General features: G+C 30.3%; 19 protein-coding genes and 11 tRNA genes. 3 read left to right on the forward strand and 27 right to left on the reverse strand.

Translation table 11 applies throughout. From position 1 onward, the window contains the following. Window positions 1-29: 29 nt before the first annotated feature. The 15 genes from B5E92_RS04970 to B5E92_RS05040 form a co-directional block, all read right to left on the reverse strand. A tRNA-Phe gene (locus B5E92_RS04970) sits at window positions 30-105 on the reverse strand. A gap of 1 nt (window position 106) precedes the next feature. Further along, window positions 107-183 (reverse strand) — tRNA-Asp (locus B5E92_RS04975). A gap of 4 nt (window positions 184-187) precedes the next feature. Next, window positions 188-264 (reverse strand) — tRNA-Met (locus B5E92_RS04980). A gap of 19 nt (window positions 265-283) precedes the next feature. Next, a tRNA-Ser gene (locus B5E92_RS04985) sits at window positions 284-376 on the reverse strand. A 13-nt stretch (window positions 377-389) separates the two neighbouring features. Continuing rightward, window positions 390-466 (reverse strand) — tRNA-Ile (locus B5E92_RS04990). Between the two features lie 36 nt (window positions 467-502). After that, window positions 503-579 (reverse strand) — tRNA-Met (locus tag B5E92_RS04995). Window positions 580-616: 37 nt separating this feature from the next. Further along, a tRNA-Ala gene (locus tag B5E92_RS05000) sits at window positions 617-692 on the reverse strand. 7 nt (window positions 693-699) lie between these two features. Next, window positions 700-776 (reverse strand) — tRNA-Pro (locus B5E92_RS05005). 5 nt (window positions 777-781) lie between these two features. After that, window positions 782-858 (reverse strand) — tRNA-Arg (locus tag B5E92_RS05010). 71 nt (window positions 859-929) lie between these two features. Beyond that, window positions 930-1,018: transfer RNA gene (locus B5E92_RS05015), tRNA-Leu, on the reverse strand. A 7-nt stretch (window positions 1,019-1,025) separates the two neighbouring features. Further along, a tRNA-Cys gene (locus B5E92_RS05020) sits at window positions 1,026-1,100 on the reverse strand. Between the two features lie 377 nt (window positions 1,101-1,477). Further along, on the reverse strand, window positions 1,478-3,343 hold the full coding sequence (locus B5E92_RS05025) for an extracellular solute-binding protein (protein ID WP_087299809.1): 1,866 nt from the start codon (window positions 3,341-3,343) through the stop codon (window positions 1,478-1,480). After that, window positions 3,294-4,151 (reverse strand): ABC transporter permease, encoded by an 858-nt coding sequence (locus B5E92_RS05030; RefSeq protein WP_087299811.1) that lies wholly within the window; start codon window positions 4,149-4,151, stop codon window positions 3,294-3,296. The genes B5E92_RS05025 and B5E92_RS05030 overlap by 50 nt, the downstream gene beginning before the upstream one ends. Further along, a complete protein-coding gene (gene potA, locus B5E92_RS05035; protein WP_087299813.1) occupies window positions 4,151-5,194 on the reverse strand; it encodes a spermidine/putrescine ABC transporter ATP-binding protein in 1,044 nt (347 codons plus the stop codon). The genes B5E92_RS05030 and potA overlap by 1 nt, the downstream gene beginning before the upstream one ends. 10 nt (window positions 5,195-5,204) lie before the next feature. Beyond that, on the reverse strand, window positions 5,205-5,738 hold the full coding sequence (locus tag B5E92_RS05040; RefSeq protein ID WP_087299815.1) for a helix-turn-helix domain-containing protein: 534 nt from the start codon (window positions 5,736-5,738) through the stop codon (window positions 5,205-5,207). 204 nt (window positions 5,739-5,942) lie between these two features. On the opposite strand from B5E92_RS05040, the gene B5E92_RS05045 reads away from it, so the two are divergent. Both B5E92_RS05045 and B5E92_RS05050 read left to right on the forward strand, forming a co-directional pair. Then, on the forward strand, window positions 5,943-6,230 hold the full coding sequence (locus tag B5E92_RS05045) for a DUF1905 domain-containing protein (RefSeq protein ID WP_087299817.1): 288 nt from the start codon (window positions 5,943-5,945) through the stop codon (window positions 6,228-6,230). 21 nt (window positions 6,231-6,251) lie between these two features. Continuing rightward, window positions 6,252-6,767: a putative immunity protein gene (locus B5E92_RS05050; RefSeq protein ID WP_087299819.1), complete on the forward strand. Its 516-nt coding sequence runs from the start codon at window positions 6,252-6,254 to the stop codon at window positions 6,765-6,767. 28 nt (window positions 6,768-6,795) lie between these two features. Here B5E92_RS05050 and B5E92_RS05055 read toward each other — a convergent pair whose 3' ends face one another. The 10 genes from B5E92_RS05055 to B5E92_RS05100 form a co-directional block, all read right to left on the reverse strand. Next, window positions 6,796-7,629 carry a prephenate dehydrogenase gene (locus B5E92_RS05055; protein WP_087299821.1) on the reverse strand — a complete coding sequence of 278 codons (834 nt, stop codon included), beginning with the start codon at window positions 7,627-7,629 and terminating at the stop codon, window positions 6,796-6,798. A gap of 13 nt (window positions 7,630-7,642) precedes the next feature. Then, window positions 7,643-8,023, reverse strand: a complete 381-nt coding sequence (locus tag B5E92_RS05060) for a hypothetical protein (protein WP_087299823.1) — start codon at window positions 8,021-8,023, stop codon at window positions 7,643-7,645. 9 nt (window positions 8,024-8,032) lie between these two features. Then, the gene (locus tag B5E92_RS05065; RefSeq protein WP_087299825.1) at window positions 8,033-9,502 is read right to left on the reverse strand and encodes a nicotinate phosphoribosyltransferase; all 1,470 of its coding nucleotides are present in this window, start codon (window positions 9,500-9,502) and stop codon (window positions 8,033-8,035) included. Between the two features lie 67 nt (window positions 9,503-9,569). Next, entirely contained in the window at window positions 9,570-9,866 is a 297-nt protein-coding gene (locus B5E92_RS05070; protein WP_087299827.1) for a LysM domain-containing protein, read from the reverse strand. Between the two features lie 103 nt (window positions 9,867-9,969). Continuing rightward, window positions 9,970-10,650, reverse strand: a complete 681-nt coding sequence (gene rnc / locus B5E92_RS05075; RefSeq protein WP_087299829.1) for a ribonuclease III — start codon at window positions 10,648-10,650, stop codon at window positions 9,970-9,972. Window position 10,651: 1 nt separating this feature from the next. Continuing rightward, complete coding sequence (gene plsX, locus B5E92_RS05080) at window positions 10,652-11,626, reverse strand: phosphate acyltransferase PlsX (protein ID WP_087299831.1); 975 nt, start codon at window positions 11,624-11,626, stop codon at window positions 10,652-10,654. Window positions 11,627-11,663: 37 nt separating this feature from the next. Next, a complete protein-coding gene (gene recG / locus B5E92_RS05085) occupies window positions 11,664-13,682 on the reverse strand; it encodes an ATP-dependent DNA helicase RecG (protein ID WP_087299833.1) in 2,019 nt (672 codons plus the stop codon). Between the two features lie 180 nt (window positions 13,683-13,862). Beyond that, a complete protein-coding gene (locus tag B5E92_RS05090; protein ID WP_087299835.1) occupies window positions 13,863-16,463 on the reverse strand; it encodes a pectinesterase family protein in 2,601 nt (866 codons plus the stop codon). A 384-nt stretch (window positions 16,464-16,847) separates the two neighbouring features. Beyond that, on the reverse strand, window positions 16,848-17,759 hold the full coding sequence (locus tag B5E92_RS05095; protein WP_087299837.1) for an AEC family transporter: 912 nt from the start codon (window positions 17,757-17,759) through the stop codon (window positions 16,848-16,850). An 87-nt stretch (window positions 17,760-17,846) separates the two neighbouring features. Continuing rightward, a complete protein-coding gene (locus B5E92_RS05100) occupies window positions 17,847-18,152 on the reverse strand; it encodes a PTS sugar transporter subunit IIB (RefSeq protein ID WP_087299839.1) in 306 nt (101 codons plus the stop codon). Between the two features lie 159 nt (window positions 18,153-18,311). Here B5E92_RS05100 and B5E92_RS05105 point away from each other — a divergent pair, with 159 nt between their 5' ends. Beyond that, window positions 18,312-19,286 carry a DUF3810 domain-containing protein gene (locus B5E92_RS05105; RefSeq protein ID WP_087299841.1) on the forward strand — a complete coding sequence of 325 codons (975 nt, stop codon included), beginning with the start codon at window positions 18,312-18,314 and terminating at the stop codon, window positions 19,284-19,286. A gap of 52 nt (window positions 19,287-19,338) precedes the next feature. Here B5E92_RS05105 and B5E92_RS05110 read toward each other — a convergent pair whose 3' ends face one another. Beyond that, a complete protein-coding gene (locus B5E92_RS05110) occupies window positions 19,339-20,139 on the reverse strand; it encodes an SDR family oxidoreductase (protein ID WP_087299843.1) in 801 nt (266 codons plus the stop codon). A 12-nt stretch (window positions 20,140-20,151) separates the two neighbouring features. After that, window positions 20,152-20,877, reverse strand: coding sequence for a sulfite exporter TauE/SafE family protein (locus B5E92_RS05115; protein ID WP_087299845.1), 726 nt, complete (start codon window positions 20,875-20,877; stop codon window positions 20,152-20,154). Between the last annotated feature and the right edge of the window lie 138 nt (window positions 20,878-21,015).

The raw sequence follows: 21,015 nt of genomic DNA on the forward strand, positions 1-21,015 counted from the left end.
AAAAACAACCTTACAGTTGTTAAGTCAAATGGTGGTTCCGGCCGGAATCGAACCAGCGACACGAGGATTTTCAGTCCTCTGCTCTACCGACTGAGCTACGGAACCATGGCGGTCTGGACGGGACTCGAACCCGCGACCTCCGCCGTGACAGGGCGGCATTCTAACCAACTGAACTACCAGACCATTTTGGTTGCGGGAGAAGGATTTGAACCAACGACCTTCGGGTTATGAGCCCGACGAGCTACCAGACTGCTCCATCCCGCGATATTTGATTTTAATATAATGGCGAGGGATGAGGGATTCGAACCCCCGCGGGACGTTAATCCCCTGTCGGTTTTCAAGACCGATCCCTTCAGCCGGACTTGGGTAATCCCTCGCGTTATTAAATTTGGTGGACCCTGTTGGACTCGAACCAACGACCGATCGGTTATGAGCCGATAGCTCTAACCAGCTGAGCTAAGGGTCCTTGTTGTTCTTCACTTAGGGGCACCTTCTATTAAATTGGTAGCGGGGAAGGGATTCGAACCCCCGACCCACCGGGTATGAACCGATTGCTCTAGCCAACTGAGCTACCCCGCCGTAATCAACTACAGCAACGCTATAATTTAATATCTAATGGTGGAGCCTAGCGGGATCGAACCGCTGACCTCCTGCGTGCAAAGCAGGCGCTCTCCCAGCTGAGCTAAGGCCCCTTTTCAATGGTCGGGAAGACAGGATTTGAACCTGCGACCCCCTGGTCCCAAACCAGGTGCACTACCAAGCTGTGCTACTTCCCGAAAAATGGCGCGCTAGGCAGGAATCGAACCCACAACCTCTTGATCCGTAGTCAAGCACTCTATCCAGTTGAGCTACTAGCGCATTTCGTAATGCTTACATATATTAGCATAATTCATTTTTATTTGCAAGTCTTTTTTTAACTATTTATTTAATGGTGCCCAGGGCCGGAATCGAACCGGCACGGATTTTGAGGTCCGCAGGATTTTAAGTCCTGTGCGTCTACCAGTTTCGCCACCTGGGCAACATTATGGAGGTTCCAACCGGACTCGAACCGATGATAACAGAGTTGCAGTCTGCTGCCTTACCAACTTGGCCATGGAACCATTATTTCGTTTTTCTTTTTTACCGCCCTTGCCGGACTGCTTTTTTATTATATGTTATCTTTTAAAGAATTGCAACCCTTTTTTACAAAAAAATCATTAACTTTTAAATAAAAATTAATTTAAAACCAAATTTATGGCTAATAATCATCTTTTTTTTATCTCTTATTTTTTTAATTTTTTTTAAAAAAATAACCTAAAACTACCTAAATACGTTGTTTTAAACAATTTTAATACTATTTTTTATTTTGTTATTTATTATCTATTTCTATATAACTTTTTCAAAATATAATTAATACTTTTTATTTAAATAACTTAAAACTATAAAAAAGGAAACCTAAACGATGTTAAGTTTCCTCTTTTATCAAAATCCATATCTGTTATTTAGCTTTTACTTTAGTCCAACGAGAGTTATACATTTCTTTAACTTCATTAGTTTGATATGCAAAAATCTCATCATTGTCCTCTGTTCTTATTCCATAAGCACTAATTCCATTAAAATTTTCTTTAGATGCTTGGTTAGCTGCATTAACATTTGCAGTTAAATAACCTACTTCTACTGTATTTCGATAAGATATTTCATCTGAAATCATAAAATTAATAAACTGATTAGCCAATTCAACTTGTTTACATTCTTTAGATATAACAAAACCATCAAACCAGATATTAGTTCCTTGATCTGGCATATAAAATTCCATATTTTCATTTTCAGCCATAACAGCTGCTGCATCACCAGAATACATAATAGCCATAGCTTTTAAACCACTAATCATAGTATCAATTGATTCATCACCAACATATACCGGATCCATTTCCGCTCTTTGGTCAATTAACCATTGATATGCAGCATCTATTTCTTGTTGGTCAGTTGTATTCATTGAATATCCTAACGCCTTTAAAGCTACCATAAAACTATCTCTTTCAGAATCATACATATATATTTGGCCTTTATATTTAGTATTACGTAAAATATCCCAGCCTTCTTCTAGATCTTTAGCATCAACAATAGTCTTATCATATAAAATTCCTACATTACCACAGAAATATGGCACCCAATAATCGTTATTAGGATCAAATGATTGTCCTAAAACCCCTTCATTAATATTTGAAATATTAGGTATCAAATCTTTATCAATCTTTTGTAATTGATCTTCTTTAATCAACCGTTCAATCATATATTCTGAAGGCACCATAATATCATATGAATTTCCACTCATATATTTAGTATACATTATCTCATTAGAATCAAAAGTCTCATAAATTATTTGGCAATCATATTCTTCTTCAAACTCATCAAGAACGGTTTTATCAATATACTCACCCCAGTTATAAACTCTTAGAGTTCTTTTGGATGTACCTGTTGAAATAGACCAGCCAATAGCAATAATCATACAAACTGCCAAAGCAACTTTAACTACTTTACTATTAACAATCTTTTTAGTAAATTTTGGGCAGAATTTAGGTACAATTGTCCCAATACAAACAAACAATAACACTACTACTAAAATAATTGTAGCTAGAGCATAGATACTAGGATTCGTTCTTTTTGACATGTTGTAAATAACAATCGAAATATTTTCAATACCATTACCACTTACAAAATAAGAAATAATAAAATCATCAAAAGACATTGTAAATGCTAATAATGCCCCTGAAATAATTCCTGGTTTAATTTGTGGCAAAATAACCTTTGTCAATGCCTGAAACGGCGTTGCCCCTAAATCCATTGCTGCATCAGCTAAATTAACATCTAACTGACGTACTTTTGGTAAAACATTTGTAATTACAAACGGTGTACAAAAAGTAATATGTGCTAATAATAGCGTTAAATACCCTTTTTCAATTTTAATAAATGAAAACAATAACATTAAAGAAATCCCAATAACGATATCTGGATTCATAATTGGTAAATTATTTATTTGTAAAATCAATTTTCTTAAAACTGGTCTAGATTTAGAAATACCAATTGCTGTTATTGTTCCTAAAACAGTCGAAATTGCTGTCGATAAAATAGCAATACTAACTGATACAATAATCGCATCAATCATTTGCTGATTATTAAATAACTCTTGATACCATCTAATCGAAAAACCACTCCAGCTTGAAAGCGACTTAGAATCATTAAAAGAAAAAATCGCCATTACCACTAGAGGCATATATAGAAAAATTAATGTTAAAACAATACCTAGAGAACCCTTAAACCTTTTTTGTTTTTTCACGTTTAGTTTCCTCCTGATATCCTGCATATTTTTCAACTCGATTAATTAATCCCATTAAAATAATAACCAAAATAGCCAAAATCAATGAAACAGCACTACCAAAATGCCAATCTCCAACATTAATAAACTGCTGTTCAATAAAATTACCAATTAGTGAATATTGTCCACCACCTAATAATTTTGGAATTACAAATGATGATATTGATGGTAAAAAGACCATAGTTATCCCTGTTAAAACACCACCTAGTGATAATCTAAAAGTTATCTTCCAAAATGTTGTTACAGGACTAGCTCCTAAATCATTACTTGCTTCAATCAATGATTTATCCATTTTTGTTAACGAAGTATGAATTGGTAAAATCATAAATGGTAAAAAATCATAAACCATTCCTAACACTACCGCAAAATCAGTATATAACAAGCTGACTTCACCAAAACCAAATAATTGGAAAATATTACTAATTACTCCTTTATTACTTAAAATATTGATCCAGGCATAAGTACGCATTAACATATTGATCCAAGTTGGAAATGTTATCAATAAAATTAATAACGTTTGTGTTTTTTCTTTACACTTAGAAATCGCATAAGCAACCGGATAACCGATTAGCAAACACAAAGCAGTTGTTATTATTCCTAAAACAAATGATTTGATCAAAACAGATATAAATATCGGATCAAAAAACTTAGTAAAATTATCTAAAGTAAATTTAAATGTTGCAACATTATTTCCTTTAGCAACAAAAGCATAGATCATAATCAAAAACATTGGTACGACTGTTAAAACAAACAGCCAAAAACAATATGGTCCTACTAATTTACGAAAATGTTTCATTAATATGTACCCATTTTTTCCATGACATGAATATCTTCAGGCCAGAAATCTAAATTAACTTTTTTTCCTACTTCACTAATATCAGTAGTATGTACCATATAATTACGATCTTTTGTTTCTACAATAATTTCATAATGTACCCCTTTGAATACAATTGATCTTACAACACCTTCGATTTTCCCTTTACCAACATCAACAATATCTAAATCTTCAGGACGTAAAACAATATCTACTTCCTGTCCCTCATCAAAACCTTTATCAACACATTCAAATTCTTGATTATCAAAAGACACTAAATAATCTTTAACAAATGTCCCCTCAATTATATTAGAATCACCAATAAATTGAGCTACAAAACGATTTTCAGGTTCATTATAAATATCAGTTGGTGAACCGATTTGTTGAATCTGCCCTTCATTCATAACGACAATTGTATCTGACATTGTCAAGGCTTCTTCTTGATCATGGGTTACATATACAAATGTAATCCCAACTTCTTGTTGAATATTTTTTAATTCAATTTGCATTGCTTTTCTAAGTTTTAAATCCAGTGCTCCTAGTGGTTCATCCAATAATAAAACTTTAGGTTCATTTACTAATGCCCGAGCAATAGCAACACGCTGTTGTTGACCACCAGATAATTGATTAATATTACGAGGTCCGAATCCTTCTAAACCTACTAGTTTTAACATTCTTTCAACTTTATGCTTAATGGTATCTTTATCCATTTTTTTAATTTTTAATCCAAAAGCAATATTATCAAAAACATTCATATGTGGAAATAATGCATATTTTTGAAATACAGTATTTAATTCTCTTTTATATGGAGGTAATGAACTAATATCTTGACCATCAAATAAAACTCGTCCACCATTAGCTTCTTCAAAACCACCCATAATTCTTAGTGTTGTTGTTTTACCACAACCACTAGGTCCTAATAAAGTTACAAATTCTTTTTCATTAATATCCAAATGAATTCCCTTTAATACAACTTGACCATTATATTCTTTAGTCAAATTATCTAACTCAATTAATTTTGTCATACGCTCTCCTTTAAAATAATGGTGGTGTTGAAACCCAAATTACTTTTGCTTTTGCATCTCCTGGATTAGATAAATAATGTGCAACTAACCCTTTCAAATAAAATGTTTCACCTTTTTTCAACACATATTCCTTATCACCATATACTAATTTAACCCTTCCTTGAACAACATAACCAAATTCCTCACCTTCATGAGGATCAATCGTCATTGACTGATTATTTTTTTCTAATTCAATCAATATTGGTTCCATCTCATTTTTTTGAGCATTAGGAATAATATAAGAAATTTTATATTCATCTTGAATATTTTCAAAAAAATCATCTTTTTTAAAAACAATCTGTTCCTCTTGTTTTTCACTAAAGAATTCCTGTAAATTAGTCCCTAAAGCTTCTAAAATGTTTTCCAAAGTCGCTACTGAAGGTGAAGTTAAATCACGTTCTAACTGTGATAAAAAGCCTTTGGTTAACTCACTACGATTAGCTAATTCTTCTAAAGTAAGACCATTGGCTTGACGTAATCGCTTTACTTTACTTCCAATATCCATAAAACACCTCCATCTTTAATTTCACAACAGCCTAATTATAGCGAAAAATGTCAATAAAGCAACCTATATTTAACAATTTGTTTAATATATTATACTTTTTTTGTTTAAAATAATAAATTTTTTATTTAATATAAAGTATTATTGGTAAAATAATATACTAAAGATAACTAAAACAGTATAATAAATAATATCAGGAGTGATTAGATGAATAAAAAAATATATGAATATGATGAAAAAATACATTGCAATTTAGATAATGGTGGTGCCTATGTTATTTTTCCTTGGAACATTAAAGAAGAATTCGATCGTGATCGTGTTAAAGTTTTAGCTCTATTTGATAATGAGCCATATCAAGGCAGTATAGTTAATATGGGAGTCAAAAATGAAGATGGCAGCATTTGTTACATCATCGGTATTCCCAAAAGAATCAGAAATAAAATCAATAAAGGTGATCTGGACTTAGTCCATGTAATCATTAAAGAAAGAGAATAATTTTTATAAGGAGTCAATACAATGGTAAGATTAAAAAAGATGTTAGGTGATATCAATTCTAAAGAATGTCAAGATTTAATGCGACTAATCGAAACCCAAAGCAAAGAAACCCTTGCAAACTGGGCAATTGATTATGCATACGAAAAATATTTTCCAATTTATAATATTAATGATAATACTGATGAATTAATAAAAATATGCAAAGAAGCTATTAACGATAAAAGTAAATTACCAGAAGCTAAATCAGCTATCAAACAGATGCGTCAAAATGCCAAAGAACTAACAAATGAGCCAGTAAATTTAGCCGCAATTAAAGCAATATCAACTGCTTGTGCAACAATTCAAACCCCAAGTAATGCTTTTGGTTTTTTATTATATGGAAGTGCTGCTATTGCATATTTTAAATTAGGATTGAAAGATAGTCAGGAAAACTATGATAACTTAGCAAGTAACGAATTAAAAGAAGCACTTGCTTCTTTGCAAAAACGAGCTATTTTAAACGAATCAAAACCAGTAAAAATTAAATGGAATTGTTAAAAAGCACATCAATAAAATTTTGATGTGCTTACTTTTTTTCTAATTTTTCACGTCGTAATGATGATTCAATAAACATTTCTTTTAATTTTGCTTCATCATCATCATATAAAGCCTGTTTAATCATATCTAACTGTTCTTCAAAAGAATTAATCGACGCTAATAAATGATCACGATTTTTTAAAAATAATTCTGACCATAAATTTTCATTAATATTAGCTATTCTTGTTAGATCACGATAAGAATCACCAATATATTTTCCAGTATCATATTTTTGATTATCACTATTTATTAGAGCAACCGCTAAAGCATGAGGCAATTGCGAAGTAAATGAAACAACTTCATCATGAGCCTCTGGTGACATAATTTTAACACTTTTAAAACCAAGTGTAGCAACAAAAGATTCCATAAAACTAATCGATTCTTTTTTATTTACTGGATGTTCAATTAAGATATAATTTGCATTTGCAAAAACTTCTTTACTAGCGTATTCATAGCCTTTCTTTTCTCTACCAGCCATTGGATGGCCACTGACAAATTCAACATCTTCATCAATTAAATTAAATGCTTCTTGTAAAAAATATGTTTTAATTCCAACTGCATCTGTAATAATACTTCCTTTTTTAAAAGTATTATTTTTTATAAAATCGATGACTAACGAAGGATATAAACAAATAATCGTAAGATCAGATTGGGGAATAATTTCTTTTCCATCAACAAATCCTTCAATTATTGTTCCATCATCTTTAGCCATTTGCAATGTTCTTTTATCAACATCAATACCATAAACCTCATGTCCTTGACCTTTTAAAGCCTTAGCAAAACTTCCACCAATTACACCTAAGCCAACTATTGTTATTTTCATGCAATCCCTCTCCTTATACAAATAAAAGGATTACAAAAGATACTGCTGAAATCATCAAACATGAAAAACAATAACGTCCCAACAATCCCCAGATTGAAGGTTTCTTTTTATTATATAAGTAAAATGATACTACAATCAATAAACTTGTAATCGCACCATGACCAATGATAAAGGCCATAAACTGATCAACAAATTGCATAAGTAATGGTATTACTATTAAACTTGGAATTAAAAAATCAAAAACAAGCAATAAAATTGATTTCCAGTCTGTCGGAATCCATCTAAAGTTAAAGTTCTCTTTAAATTCCTTAAATTTAGATACTTTTACAGGTGTTTTTTTCGAAAAAGTAAATTCACTTTTCTGTCTTTCTACCTTACGTTCAAATTTTGCCATAATTTACCTCTATTGTAATTCTCTATTTTTCTTTTCTAACATTTTTAATTTATAATCTAATAATGTTTTTGTTAAATCCACATAATAATCATGTGGGTATTCTAATCTAAACACCTCGTCCCATAGCCTTTCTTTTTCATGATTTGAATATTCACGAATTTCATTTACCGTATATTCAGGATACACACATTTCCCATCTACAAAAACCGGAACTTGTAATGGTTCAACAGTATATGTATTAGCTAATATTGTTTTAAATTTCCAAATATTTGATTGATGATAAATTGTTAAATCCTGATCGCTAGAAATTTTTTCATCATGAAAAGCAATAACATCACCAATAGCTTTTCCTGTTTCGTTTTCAAATAAGCGATAAACTTTTTTATAACCAGGATTTGTAATTTTTTCAGTATTTTCAGATATTTTAATTTTAGGAATAATTTCACCATTTTTTTCAATTGCTACTAATTTATACACACCACCAAATACCGGTGAACTGTGCGATACAATTAAATTTTCACCAACCCCAAATGAATCAATTTGAGCACCTTGGTCCAATAAAGAACGAATCAAATATTCATCTAAAGAATTAGACGCTGTAATTGTAGTATCGTGTAAACCAGCAACATCTAACATCACTCTAGCTCGTTTAGATAAATAAGCAATATCGCCACTATCAAGACGAATTCCTTTTAATTTTTTACCCATTGGTTTTAATACTTCTAAAGCAACTTTAATTGCATTAGGGACACCACTTTTTAAAGTATCATAAGTATCTACTAATAGTACACAATCATCAGGATAAGTTAAAGCATATGCTTTAAAAGCTTCAAATTCACTATCAAAAGATTGCACAAAAGAATGAGCCATTGTTCCAACAACTGGAATACCAAACATCATCCCTGCTGAAACGGTTGCAGTTCCGGTAACACCACCAATATAAGCAGCTCGAGCACCATAAGTTGCACTATCATATCCTTGAGCGCGACGTGCCCCAAATTCCATTACTGCTCGTCCTTTAGCTTCTTGGACAATTCGATGAGCTTTAGTAGCAATTAACGATTGATGATTAACTGTTACTAATAATAAAGTTTCTATCAGCTGAGCTTCAATAAATTTTGCTCTAACAGTAATTAACGGTTCATTAGGAAAAACTGGCGTTCCTTCTTTTACCGCATAGATTGAACCAGTAAATTTAAAATCTCTTAAATAATCAAAAAAATCTTCATCAAATTTATTTAGTGAGCGGAGATATTCAATATCTCCCTCACTAAAATGCAAATCCTTAATACATTCAATCAACTGCTGTAATCCAGCAAAAATAGAAAAACCACCATTATCGGGATTTTTACGATAAAACATATCAAAGTATACATATTCATCTTTATTACCTTGTTTAAAATAATTATATGACATCGTTAATTCATATAGATCCATTACTAATGTCAAATTACGTTTACTACCTGCATGAAAATTCATATCTACTACTCCTCGTATACATATTTAACAATATCATAAACTCTTTCTATTTAAAAATCCAGTTATTTTAGAAATATAGTTCATACGATTGACGTGGCTGTGGCTTAGGTTGTGGTTTTGGTTTTACTGGTGGCACATTTTGAAATAGCACCGGTATCAACAACTGTTGGCCTGGAAATATTAATAGGTTATCCTCTAAATCATTCATATTTTTAATATAATTTACTCGTGTATTGAATCTTCTAGCAATTGCATAGACATTATCACCTCGAGATACTGTATATAAAAATATATCACCAACTTTAGGGGCCACAATTGGAGCCGCCTGACGATCGAATAAATTATCCATGTAATCTTCGTACATGTTCATCCCTCCTACTTTACCTTATTCATCGATAAATAAAAGATATAGGCAAAAAATCTATAAGCAAAATATTTTTAGTACAAAAAAAACAGACCGAAGTCTGTTATCGAGCTAATTTATTTAAAGCATCTTTAGCAGCCTTTTGTTCAGCTCTTTTTTTAGATGAACCAGTACCAACCCCTAAAATCATATCATCCATTTTTACTGCCATTTCAAAAACCGGATTATTTGAAGGGCCACTAGATGAAAGCAGGTCATATGTTACTGTTTTACGTTGATCGGCTTGAATCAATTCCTGAAGTTTAGTTTTAAAATCAGTAATATCATCATAATTAACATCTTCAACATGCTTATAAATTGTTTTTTCTAATATTTTTTCAACATGATCAGGTCCACAATCATGACAAACAGCACCAATAAAAGCTTCAAAAATATCAGCTAATACACTATCACGATCACGACCACCATTATTTACCTCACCAGCACCAAGATAAATCAATGGTCCTAAATCCAATTCTCTTGCAAATCGTGCCAATGATTCTTCACGTACTAATTTAGCTCTTAATTTAGTCAATCTTCCCTCTGGTAAATCTGGATATAAGTCAAATATATATCGAGAAACATGATATTGTAAAACTGCATCTCCTAAAAACTCTAATCGTTCATAATCATGTTTTTTCATTTTGTTTTCATTGGCATATGAGGGATGAGTAAAAGCTTCTTTAAAAATATCTAAATGTTGATAGGGCACTTCCATTTTATCTAAAAATTCTTTTAATTTCACCTTATTTCAATCCTTCTTTCATTTTTTCAACAACATTACTTGATACCATTTCAAACGCTAAATTTATAGCATTTTCAAAAGCAATCGCATCACTAGAACCATGAGCCTTAATTACTGGTTTTTCAAATCCCATCATTAAAGCACCCCCTGCTGCTTTTGTATCAAATTTTTTCATTAATTGTTTTAATCCTGGCTTTGCCATCAATGCCCCTACTTTAGTTCTTGTTGAAGACATTAAACTTTCTTTTAAGCTTTTTACTAGAACCTTAGCAACACCTTCAGTTGTTTTTAAAGCAACATTTCCAGTAAAACCATCAGTTACAATTACATCAACATCACCGTCTAAAATCTCTTTACCTTCAATATTACCGACAAAATTAATTTCTTTCATATTTTCTAATAATTTATATGTTTCTTGATGAACTTCATCACCTTTATGATGCTCACTACCAATATTCAATAAAGCAACTTTAGGATTTTCAATTTTACGAACATTACGAGCATAAACACTACCCATTACTGCAAAAGAAACTAATTGACTAGCAGTATTTTCAGAATTTGCCCCAACGTCAAGCATAGCAACATTATCACCTTTATAAGTAGGCAACATTGCCATTAAACAAGACTTTTCAATTCCTTCAATTCGTTTTAAAAATAACATTGCACAAGCATAATAAGCACCAGTATTACCACAAGATAAAACTGCATCCACTTCGTTTTTACGAGCTAACATCATTGTTTTTACCATACTAGATTCTTTTTTTCTACGAATCGCTAAAATGTTTTCAGTCATTTCAAGTATTTCTCTAGCATCAATTAAAACTACTTGGGGATGATTATTTAACGCCTGTAACTCTTCAATTTTTCCAACTACATACAATTCATCAGTTTTATTTTTTTCTAAAAACGATAAGCATGCTTCTACAACAATTTCGCTACCCAAATCCCCACTCATTGCATCTATACCTAATTTCATTTTTTTCACCTCGTATTAAATTTAATTATAACATAAATTAATCAATATATTTATTATTAACTGTTAATTGTTCTTCAATTTCTTTTATTAATCTTAAATAAGCTGGATCATTTGATTTACTATGTAGCAATTCAATTGCATCATTACGCGATATTTCTAAAATATTAGCATCCTCAAAAATATCAGCAACCAAAAAAACTGGTAAGCCACTTTGCTGATCACCTAAAACATCTCCAGGACCGCGCATTTTTAAATCATAATATGAAACCTCAAAGCCATCATTACACGACTCTAAAAACTCTAACCGTTTTAATGCATCACTAAGTGACGAATTAGTTAAAAGGAAACAATACCCTTGTTGACTGCCACGACCAATTCTACCACGAAGCTGATGAATTTGACTCAATCCAAACCGTTCTGCATTATAAATAACCATCCAGTTAGCATTACTAACATCAACTCCAACTTCAATAACTGTTGTGGAAACTAAAATTTGAATTTGATTTTCTTTAAAACGAGCCATTATTTCATCTTTAGTCTCATCATCCATTTGACCATGCAATAATCCAACTTCATAATGTCCTTGAAAATAACTTTTCATCGCTTGATAAATACTCGTTGCATCACGACTATTTAATGCTTCACTTTCACTAACAAGCGGACACACTACATAACATTGACCACCACTTGCTAAATAGTTTTTCAAATCTTTTAAGATTGGTCGCATACTAGAAGATTTTATTACTTTTGTAATTACTGGTTTACGACCCGCTGGCATCGTTTTAATTGTTGAAACATCCATATCTCCATATAAACTAATAGCTAACGTTCTAGGAATTGGAGTAGCTGACATAACCATAAAATCAACCTGTTTTCCTTTTTCCTTTAACGCTTTACGTTGTTTTACTCCAAAGCGATGTTGTTCATCAGTAATAACTAATCCTAGCTTGTTGTAATTTACTTTTTCTTGAAACAAAGCATGGGTTCCTACTACAATATCAATTTTACCACTTTGCAATCTATCATAAATATCTTGTTTTTTAGCATTTGATAAATGTCCAGTTAATAAAGCTATTTCTACATTTGTATCTACAAATAGTTTTATTAACGATTGATAATGCTGATTAGCTAAGATTTCTGTTGGTGCCATCAATGCTCCTTGATAACCGCTTAAATAATTAGCATATAAACCAATGGCCCCAACGACTGTTTTACCACTTCCAACATCCCCTTGGACAAAGCGATACATTACTGTTTCTTTTTGTAAATCAGTTAATATTTCTTTAGTTGTTTTTACCTGATCTTCGGTTAATTTAAAAGGTAATTTTTTTATAAAATCATTTAACAGCTGATGATCAAATTCTTTTTTTATCCCAATATTCTCTTTTCGAGATAATTTTATATATTGCATTGTAAGTTGAAAACGTAAAAATTCTTCATATTTTAAATATCTTAACGCTTCGATAATATCTTTTTTATTACTAGGAAAATGGATTAAATTTAACGCTAATTCTTTATGGATCAAATGATGTTTTACCATCAAACTAATCGGTACTTGATCTTGAATATGATTATGATAAAATGCCAACGCTTTTTTTACATATCCTTGAAATGACTTTTGGTTTATTCCTTCTTTTAATGAATAAACCGGTGTTACTCCAGATAATTCATTTAAAGGTTTTAACTTAACGTCACTTGCAGTGATACTATGATTTTTTTGACTATATTTACCAATGACTGTTAAAGTCATTCCATTATGCATATTTTTCTTTAAAAAATGACGATTAAAAATTGTCACCCGATATGTTTCACCTTGATATAAAATAGAAAATGTTAATCTTGATAGACGACCTTTATAAAATAATTTAGGTTCATCAACTAAAACACCTTCAATAATAACTTTTTCATTATCTATTAAAGGTGTTGCTTCAATTATTTCATAACGATAGGGAAAATGTAAAACAAGATCCCGCACTGAATATATATCCATATTATTTAGTAAAAGAATTCTATTTTCTTTTATTTTTAACTGTTGTAATGGTATTTCCTTTGACATATTATCACCAACAACATTGTATATTATTTTAACTAAAATATCTAGATTAATAGTTTTTAAAAAATAACTATCTTAATATACAATGTATTTATTATACAAAAGTTATTATTTAGTAACAAGGTCTTTTTGTATTAGATAAAAAAGGAATAGTTTTTATCCTATTCCTATAAAAATATATTTTTAGATTTTACTTCTACGTTTACTAGTAACGAAGATACCACATAAAGCAATAATTGTTCCAGCTACAAGAATAGTAATTTGAGCTGTATCACCTGTTTTTACAGATTGACTTGTTGAAGTAGAAGAAGAAGATTGATTGTTTCCAGCTTGATTTTCATCATCTGTAGTTTGTTCTGGTGGAGTTACAATACCAGGATTATCATCAGGAATAATTTCTGGTAGCCATTGTCCTAAACCATTACCAATTCTCATTTTATTTAAAATCTCTTCTAATGTTGTTTTACTATCAACATGTTCCATTTTACCTAAAACAATATCATAATCATCAGGTGATAATAAATTACCATCTAAATCCATACTGTTATATTCTATAAATTCAACTGTATCTTCATATGTTACATTAACAGTGCTGCCATTAACATGTTTACGTGTCCATACGTTCCAACGTTCATTTTGAATTTGATCGGTCATATAACAATCAATAAAAGTAGTTGCTGAACCAATATTTTTATAATTTGGATTAGGTATATCAGGATCAAAATAAGTAACTAATGTTGAACCATCAACACGAATAGATTCAGTATAACATTCATTTTGCCATGGTCGACCTAAACTTACGTCTTCAACTCGTGAATCAGCAGTTAAACGACATTGATTAAACACTAAACCTTGATTGTCTTCATTAGTATTTGGTGCTGTATAATAACCGTTATCTTTACCATTGAAATAAGCCATATGTAAATTACATTGTTCAAAATAAGCATCAGCATTACCAAAGATAAAATCTACAGTTCCTTCAATATAAGTATCTTTAAAATATATACGATTATTAGGTCCTTTTACATAAAGAGTATCTTGACGACCAATAATTTTACACTTATTAACAAGTACTTTATCAGCATTAATACATAAAGCAACTGCTGGTGTTTGTTGATCTTTACCAGTATTATCTTTAGTATTATAAGTATTTTCAACAGTTATATTATACATTGAAAAATTTGTTCCTTTTGGACCAACGATAATTGTACCACTTTGATCAGTTCCAACATCTTTTTCATCTTGAGGAACGAAATTCCCTTCATCATCAAAAGTATTTGATGAATAATAATTAGATTGAATAATTACATCATCACTATTACCACTAATTGATTTTAAAGTTACATTTGGCTGATTTACAGATATCTTTTCGTTATAAACACCATTTTCTAATTCAATAATTAATGGTGTAGCTGCACTAGAAACTTCATTATCTAACGCACTTTGAATACTAGAATAATTAGCTAATGAACTTGTACCAACACGAACTGTATGACTTACAGAAGCATTATCACTACTATAATCAATTACAATTCCATCTAAATAACAGCTACCAGTTCCAGTAAAGGTAAGTGGTAAATAACTAGTTTCATCTGCTTTAAAAACAGTTTCAGCACCAATTGAAATTGGTTGTCCATTAAACTCAACATCTAAGTTATTGTAGTTGTTACCACTAACCGTTAAAGCTATTTCACTATCAGCAGCTATTGGTAAATATAAAATAGTTCCACCATTTATTTGTGTATCATTTTCACGAGGTGCAAATTTACTAGTTGAAGCATCGATTTGAATTCCATCAAATTCTCCTTTTTCAAACTGTAAATCTGGTCTTGTAACACTTGAAGTACCGGTAAAATCCCAGCTTTTATCTTTTGCTGTTACTTCAGGAACACCATAACCGCTATCACTACCATAATCCACCTTTATCATACTAACATATGCTTTTGAATTAAAAGTCACTGTCACATATTTAGTATCATCAACTGTTAAAGCAATATTAGAGTTTGAATTAGCCACTTTTCCATCAACAGTTAAATCAATTGGTGTAGAACCATCAATCGTTCCAGCGATAACTAATGAAACTCCTTTTGAATCAGTAGTAACTGGTACATAGATAGTTGTCCCTTCATTAATTGCCACACGGTTTTGGTCAACTTGAATATTAAATTTACCATTTCTTGCATCAACTAAAATATCATCATAACTTCCTTTGACCCCTTCAAGATTTGCATTTTCTTGTACATTACCGTTTTCATCTTTTAAAGAATCAAGAGTGTTAAAATAATATTCTTTATCACTAGCTTCGATACCTTCAGGAACTCCTGGATACTCAGCCTCCGGTTGTGTGTAAGACAATTCAATAGAACTAATATAACTTTGTATTTTAAAAGTAACATCAACCATTGTATCACTTGTATTTGTTACTGGAATAGTAACTTTATTTGAAGAATTAGTATAAGTTTGGTTATCTACTACTACTTCACAGCTACCACCAGATAAATTCAAAATGATATTAGCGCCTAGTTCATTGCCACTTACTGGAATTGATAAAATTGTTCCTGGATTAATTTGAAGATCAGTATCACGAGGTGCAAATTTACCAACTGTAGCATCGATTTTAATATCTTGCCATTCACCAGTTCCTTTTTCAATTGTAGTTATGTCTTCTTGTTGATTATTAGTAACCCAAACTCTATTTTGCATGGCTTCAATAGTTATTGCACTATATACAATACTAACAATCATTGCAAAGACAGTTATTAGCGAAAAAATCCTTTTTTTCATTTAAAAATCCCCCTTTCAATTGCTACTTTAACACACCCCAAAAGTCTACACAACGCAAAAAAAGTCGAATACATCACAGTTTTTTGACTTAATAACAATTAAATCACAATTTTATTTTCACTTATGTAATACATTTTCTAATCTATTAATTTCTTCCAAAATACTGTAATTACGTTAAAAAACATCAATAAATCACATAATCATCCTTTATTTATCTTAAATTTATCGTAAATTAAACAAATTGTTTTTAAAAAAATTAATTTTTTGTTAAAATTAATATTTTTTTGATAAATTCAACTATTTTTAACATTTATTATCAATAAACTAAATTTATCAAACAACAAAAAAAGAGGCTAACGCCTCTTAAAGATATCAATATTATCATTAAACAAAAACCATCAATAAAACCACTAACACTACAATTCCAATTATTATTGATAACGAATTTGCAACAGCTGCCACTTCCCCTTCATAACGACATTGCTTAGTAAAAACGGCAGCTACAGTGCTGATTGGAGCAGCCAGGGCAATTGTTAAAATTTTACGAGCTAATAACGGTAAAGGTAAAAACATAAAACAAGCAAACATTAAAATAAAATTTCCTAACAAACGAATTCCTAAAACACGAATCAAATCTTTAAAATCATTTCGAGAAATTTTTATTTCCAGTAATAATCCAATCATTAACATCGCCAAAAAGCCATTACCAGCGCCAATAAAATCGGTTATTGATAAAACTGCATCAGGAATTCTAATCTTGAATAGTGCTAAAAAGAAAATAATTATATAGACATCAAATGGAATCGAAGAAAATAACTTCTTACACACATTACTGACAGATAACTTTTCCTGTTTATTTACAACACTAGAAGCAATTGCAAAAGTTCCTCCTAAACCCATCAAAGCATTTCCTACATCAAACATACATAAATAAGCAACTCCCATACCTGGGAAAAAAGCTTGAACAAATGGTAAAACAAAATTTCCAATATTATAACCAGAACAATTGATCATATATGCTGCTTGAGTAGGTGCTGGTTTACCATTACTTGCAAAGTAGCCAACAGCAACCATTATTAAATTGACAATAATTCCAATTGCAATCAATATTAACATTGCCCCATTAATTGTAATACCATTAGCATTAGAAAATAGTGCACATGGCAAGGTAACATTCATAATTATTGTCGCTAATATATAGCCATCTTCTTTTTTCAAAATCTTAAATTGTTTTAAAACAAAACCAATAATAATTACAAGTATAAATCCTAATGCTTTTATTAATACATCTATCATACAAAACCCTCTTATATACAACGTTTTTTTATTTTAACATCTATATTAATTTTTTTAAATAAAAAATAAGCTATTCATAAGAATAACTTACTTATTTACTAAATTAATTGCCTGATCTAAAACTGCTTGTCCATTCATTTTTACAAAATTATCACTATCAATTACATCAACAGGAATAGTATTGTTTACAATACCTTTTATATCTTCTATTTCACCAGCATTTTGAGGTGCTACTAAAACACAATCAGCGTCAGTCCATGAATGAGAAATTGCACTTTCTGCCATAGCCCAGATTAATGTATTAATATTTCTTTTTTTAGCTTCTTTTTTCATTGCATTTACAAGCATATTAGTAGTTAAACCAGATTTACAGCATAACAAAATTTTATACATAATATACCTCCGTTCCAATTAACGAAGTGATTTTATCACAACGATAATAAAAATACTAGAATTTTCATAATTTAAAAATATATTTTAATAATCTATCTATTATAGTTATATTTGACAACAATTATAATTTCTAATACATTTAATTAATAGGTGAGCGCTATGAAAAAAAATCTTATTTTAATTATCATTATCTTATTACTTAATATTATTGCTAGTAATTCAACTGACTTTGCCTCATGGTATGCAACAAATGTTTCAAAAATATTTGTTAATACTATTGGGCGAATTAGTAGTATTATGCCCTTTTCAATATTTGAATGGTTAGTTATCATTTTAGTTATTGGCTTACTAGCTATTACTATTAAATATCGTTCTATTACATTGATTGTACGTTATCTTTTAGTTATTATCCTTATCTTTACATTGACTACTGGAATAAATTATCATCGCATGTCATTAGAAAAAGAAATGTCATTTACACGTTTAGAATATAATAATGATGATTTAAAGAAATTATGTAATTATATTACTGATAAATTAATCAATCTAAAAGCTGATGAAATTTCGATTGAGAAAATTCATAGCGAAGCTAAAATAGCAATGAATAAGATAATTCCTGGTTATTATCCAAATCCTAAACCAATGTTTTTTTCAAAATTAATGACCATGGATAATCTTTCTGGAATTTTTTCACCGTTTACAATTGAAGCCAACTACAATAAAGATATGCCTACTTATAACAAACCATTTTCAATCTGTCATGAATTTAGTCATTTAGCTGGTTATATGGCTGAAGATGAAGCAAACTTTTTAGCATATCTAGCTTGTATAAATTCTAATAATGCATATTTTAATTATAGCGGATATTTAACTGCATTTGTATACGTTACCAATGCTTTAAATTCAAATAATATTGATGTTAGTGAATACTATGATCGTTTACCAGATAATATCATTAGCGAGTTACAAAAAAATAATAAGTTTTGGCAACAATATAATAATATTTTTGCTTCAATAACTGATAGCATTAATGACACTTATTTAAAAATAAATTCAGTTAGTGAAGGAACCGGCAGTTATTCAATGTTTGTTGATTTGCTTTATTCATATTGTGTTGATCAAGAATTATTTTAAAAGCCAGCAGTTAACTACTGGCTTTAATACTAGATTTATCAAAGTTATTTTACTACCAAACGTGATAACCACCATCAATAACAATATCGATTCCCGTTGTATAAGTCGAAGCATCTGATAACAAATAAATAACTGCCCCAATTAACTCAGAAGGTTTACCAACACGATGCATTGGTGTATTATTCATTGAATTTTCAAACACTCTAGGGTCATTTAATTTAATGAAATTTTTTACATTACTCATCCCTTTTTCTAAAAAACCAGGTGATACACTATTAACACGTACATTATATTCACCATATTCACTCGCCACACTTCTAGTTAAGTGTAATACCCCAGCTTTAGAAGTACAATAACCTGACATATTAAAAGGCGGTTTATTAACAATTGTCCCTGTAAACGAAGCAATATTAACAATCGATCCTTGTTTTTGATCAACCATATACTTACCAAAATATTTACAACACAAGAATGTCCCCACAACATTAATATTCATTAATCGTTCATAATCTTTTCCAGTATAATCTTTAATACTGCTATGTTGATTTACACCGGCGGCATTAATTAAACCATCAATTCGTTTAAAATCATTAAATACCTGTTCACTAACTCTTTTTATATCTTCTTCTTTTGAATTATCAGCTAAATAATATTTAACAGTAACACTGTATTCTTTTTGTAGGCGTGCTTGTAATTCTTTTAATTTTTCTTCATTAGCCGGGATATCAATCATCGCTACATTACCACCAGCTTGTCCTATTGCTTCAACAAAATGCGAACATAAATAGCCACTAGCTCCAGTAGCAACAATTACCTTTTGATTCAATCTAAATAAATCCATAACATTTTCCATTTTTTATTCCTCCTATAATAATGTCGTAATAACATTTGATAAACCACATAGACCAATTATTACATATGTTAATTTTTTTACTAATCCACCATCAAGACGATCGACAATTTTATTAGCAACAAATAATCCTACTAAAATACCAAACATTCCTAAACCAATTCCTGACATTAAATCAATAGTAATGATTGAATTAAAGATTCTAAAAATTGTTGAATAAAGCACATTAATAAGGAAGAAACATTGGATAGTTCCTAAATATTCTTCTTTACTGCTTGTTTTAGCTAAAAAATAAATAACCATTAATGGTCCACCAATCCCAAACAAACCATCACAAATACCAGAAATAACAATACATAATATAGAAACAATTCCTTTTGGTTCGATATCTTTTTTATTAAAAAATAAGAAATACAATGATAATATAATCAAAAAGATCCCTAGAATAATTTTCATTACTTCTTGATTGATCATTTTAGCAAATAAAATAGAAATACTGCTGATCGCTAAATATAAAATAGCTGGTGCAATAATCTTTTTAAAATTAATTGTTTTACGATAACGATAAACCATCGCTGCACATAAAATCATGCAAATAGCACTAGATATACCAGCACTTTGTACAACACTATATTGTAATGGTAAAAACATCATCATTACTACTCCGGCACCAAAACCAGTAACCCCTTGAATGATGCCACCAGCTAAAGCTGGTAGAAAAATATAATAAACAAATTCCATAATTATCCTCCTTCATCCTGTCAATTTCTATTTATAATAAATACCAATTTCCTTTTTTTAACAAGATTTCAAGACAACAAAAAAACATCGTCTTCAAAATGGCAAATTTTTAAATGCCAATTTGAAAACAATGTCTTC

Origin of the sequence: Erysipelatoclostridium sp. An15 (assembly GCF_002160675.1) — a bacterium.
Lineage (GTDB): Bacteria > Bacillota_I > Bacilli_A > Erysipelotrichales > Coprobacillaceae > Thomasclavelia > Thomasclavelia merdavium.

Coding starts and splice junctions, on each gene's coding strand:
- B5E92_RS05030 (WP_087299811.1), bottom strand. CDS start 4,151: ATGAAACATTTTCGTAAATTAGTAGGACCATATTGTTTTTGGCTGTTT.
- potA (WP_087299813.1), bottom strand. CDS start 5,194: ATGACAAAATTAATTGAGTTAGATAATTTGACTAAAGAATATAATGGT.
- B5E92_RS05115 (WP_087299845.1), bottom strand. CDS start 20,877: ATGGAATTTGTTTATTATATTTTTCTACCAGCTTTAGCTGGTGGCATC.
- B5E92_RS05045 (WP_087299817.1), top strand. CDS start 5,943: ATGAATAAAAAAATATATGAATATGATGAAAAAATACATTGCAATTTA.
- plsX (WP_087299831.1), bottom strand. CDS start 11,626: ATGAAATTAGGTATAGATGCAATGAGTGGGGATTTGGGTAGCGAAATT.
- B5E92_RS05055 (WP_087299821.1), bottom strand. CDS start 7,629: ATGAAAATAACAATAGTTGGCTTAGGTGTAATTGGTGGAAGTTTTGCT.
- B5E92_RS05100 (WP_087299839.1), bottom strand. CDS start 18,152: ATGTATAAAATTTTGTTATGCTGTAAATCTGGTTTAACTACTAATATG.
- B5E92_RS05040 (WP_087299815.1), bottom strand. CDS start 5,738: ATGGATATTGGAAGTAAAGTAAAGCGATTACGTCAAGCCAATGGTCTT.
- B5E92_RS05065 (WP_087299825.1), bottom strand. CDS start 9,502: ATGAATTTTCATGCAGGTAGTAAACGTAATTTGACATTAGTAATGGAT.
- B5E92_RS05095 (WP_087299837.1), bottom strand. CDS start 17,759: ATGATAGATGTATTAATAAAAGCATTAGGATTTATACTTGTAATTATT.
- recG (WP_087299833.1), bottom strand. CDS start 13,682: ATGTCAAAGGAAATACCATTACAACAGTTAAAAATAAAAGAAAATAGA.
- B5E92_RS05110 (WP_087299843.1), bottom strand. CDS start 20,139: ATGGAAAATGTTATGGATTTATTTAGATTGAATCAAAAGGTAATTGTT.
- B5E92_RS05060 (WP_087299823.1), bottom strand. CDS start 8,023: ATGGCAAAATTTGAACGTAAGGTAGAAAGACAGAAAAGTGAATTTACT.
- B5E92_RS05105 (WP_087299841.1), top strand. CDS start 18,312: ATGAAAAAAAATCTTATTTTAATTATCATTATCTTATTACTTAATATT.
- B5E92_RS05025 (WP_087299809.1), bottom strand. CDS start 3,343: ATGCAGGATATCAGGAGGAAACTAAACGTGAAAAAACAAAAAAGGTTT.
- B5E92_RS05050 (WP_087299819.1), top strand. CDS start 6,252: ATGGTAAGATTAAAAAAGATGTTAGGTGATATCAATTCTAAAGAATGT.
- B5E92_RS05070 (WP_087299827.1), bottom strand. CDS start 9,866: ATGTACGAAGATTACATGGATAATTTATTCGATCGTCAGGCGGCTCCA.
- B5E92_RS05090 (WP_087299835.1), bottom strand. CDS start 16,463: ATGAAAAAAAGGATTTTTTCGCTAATAACTGTCTTTGCAATGATTGTT.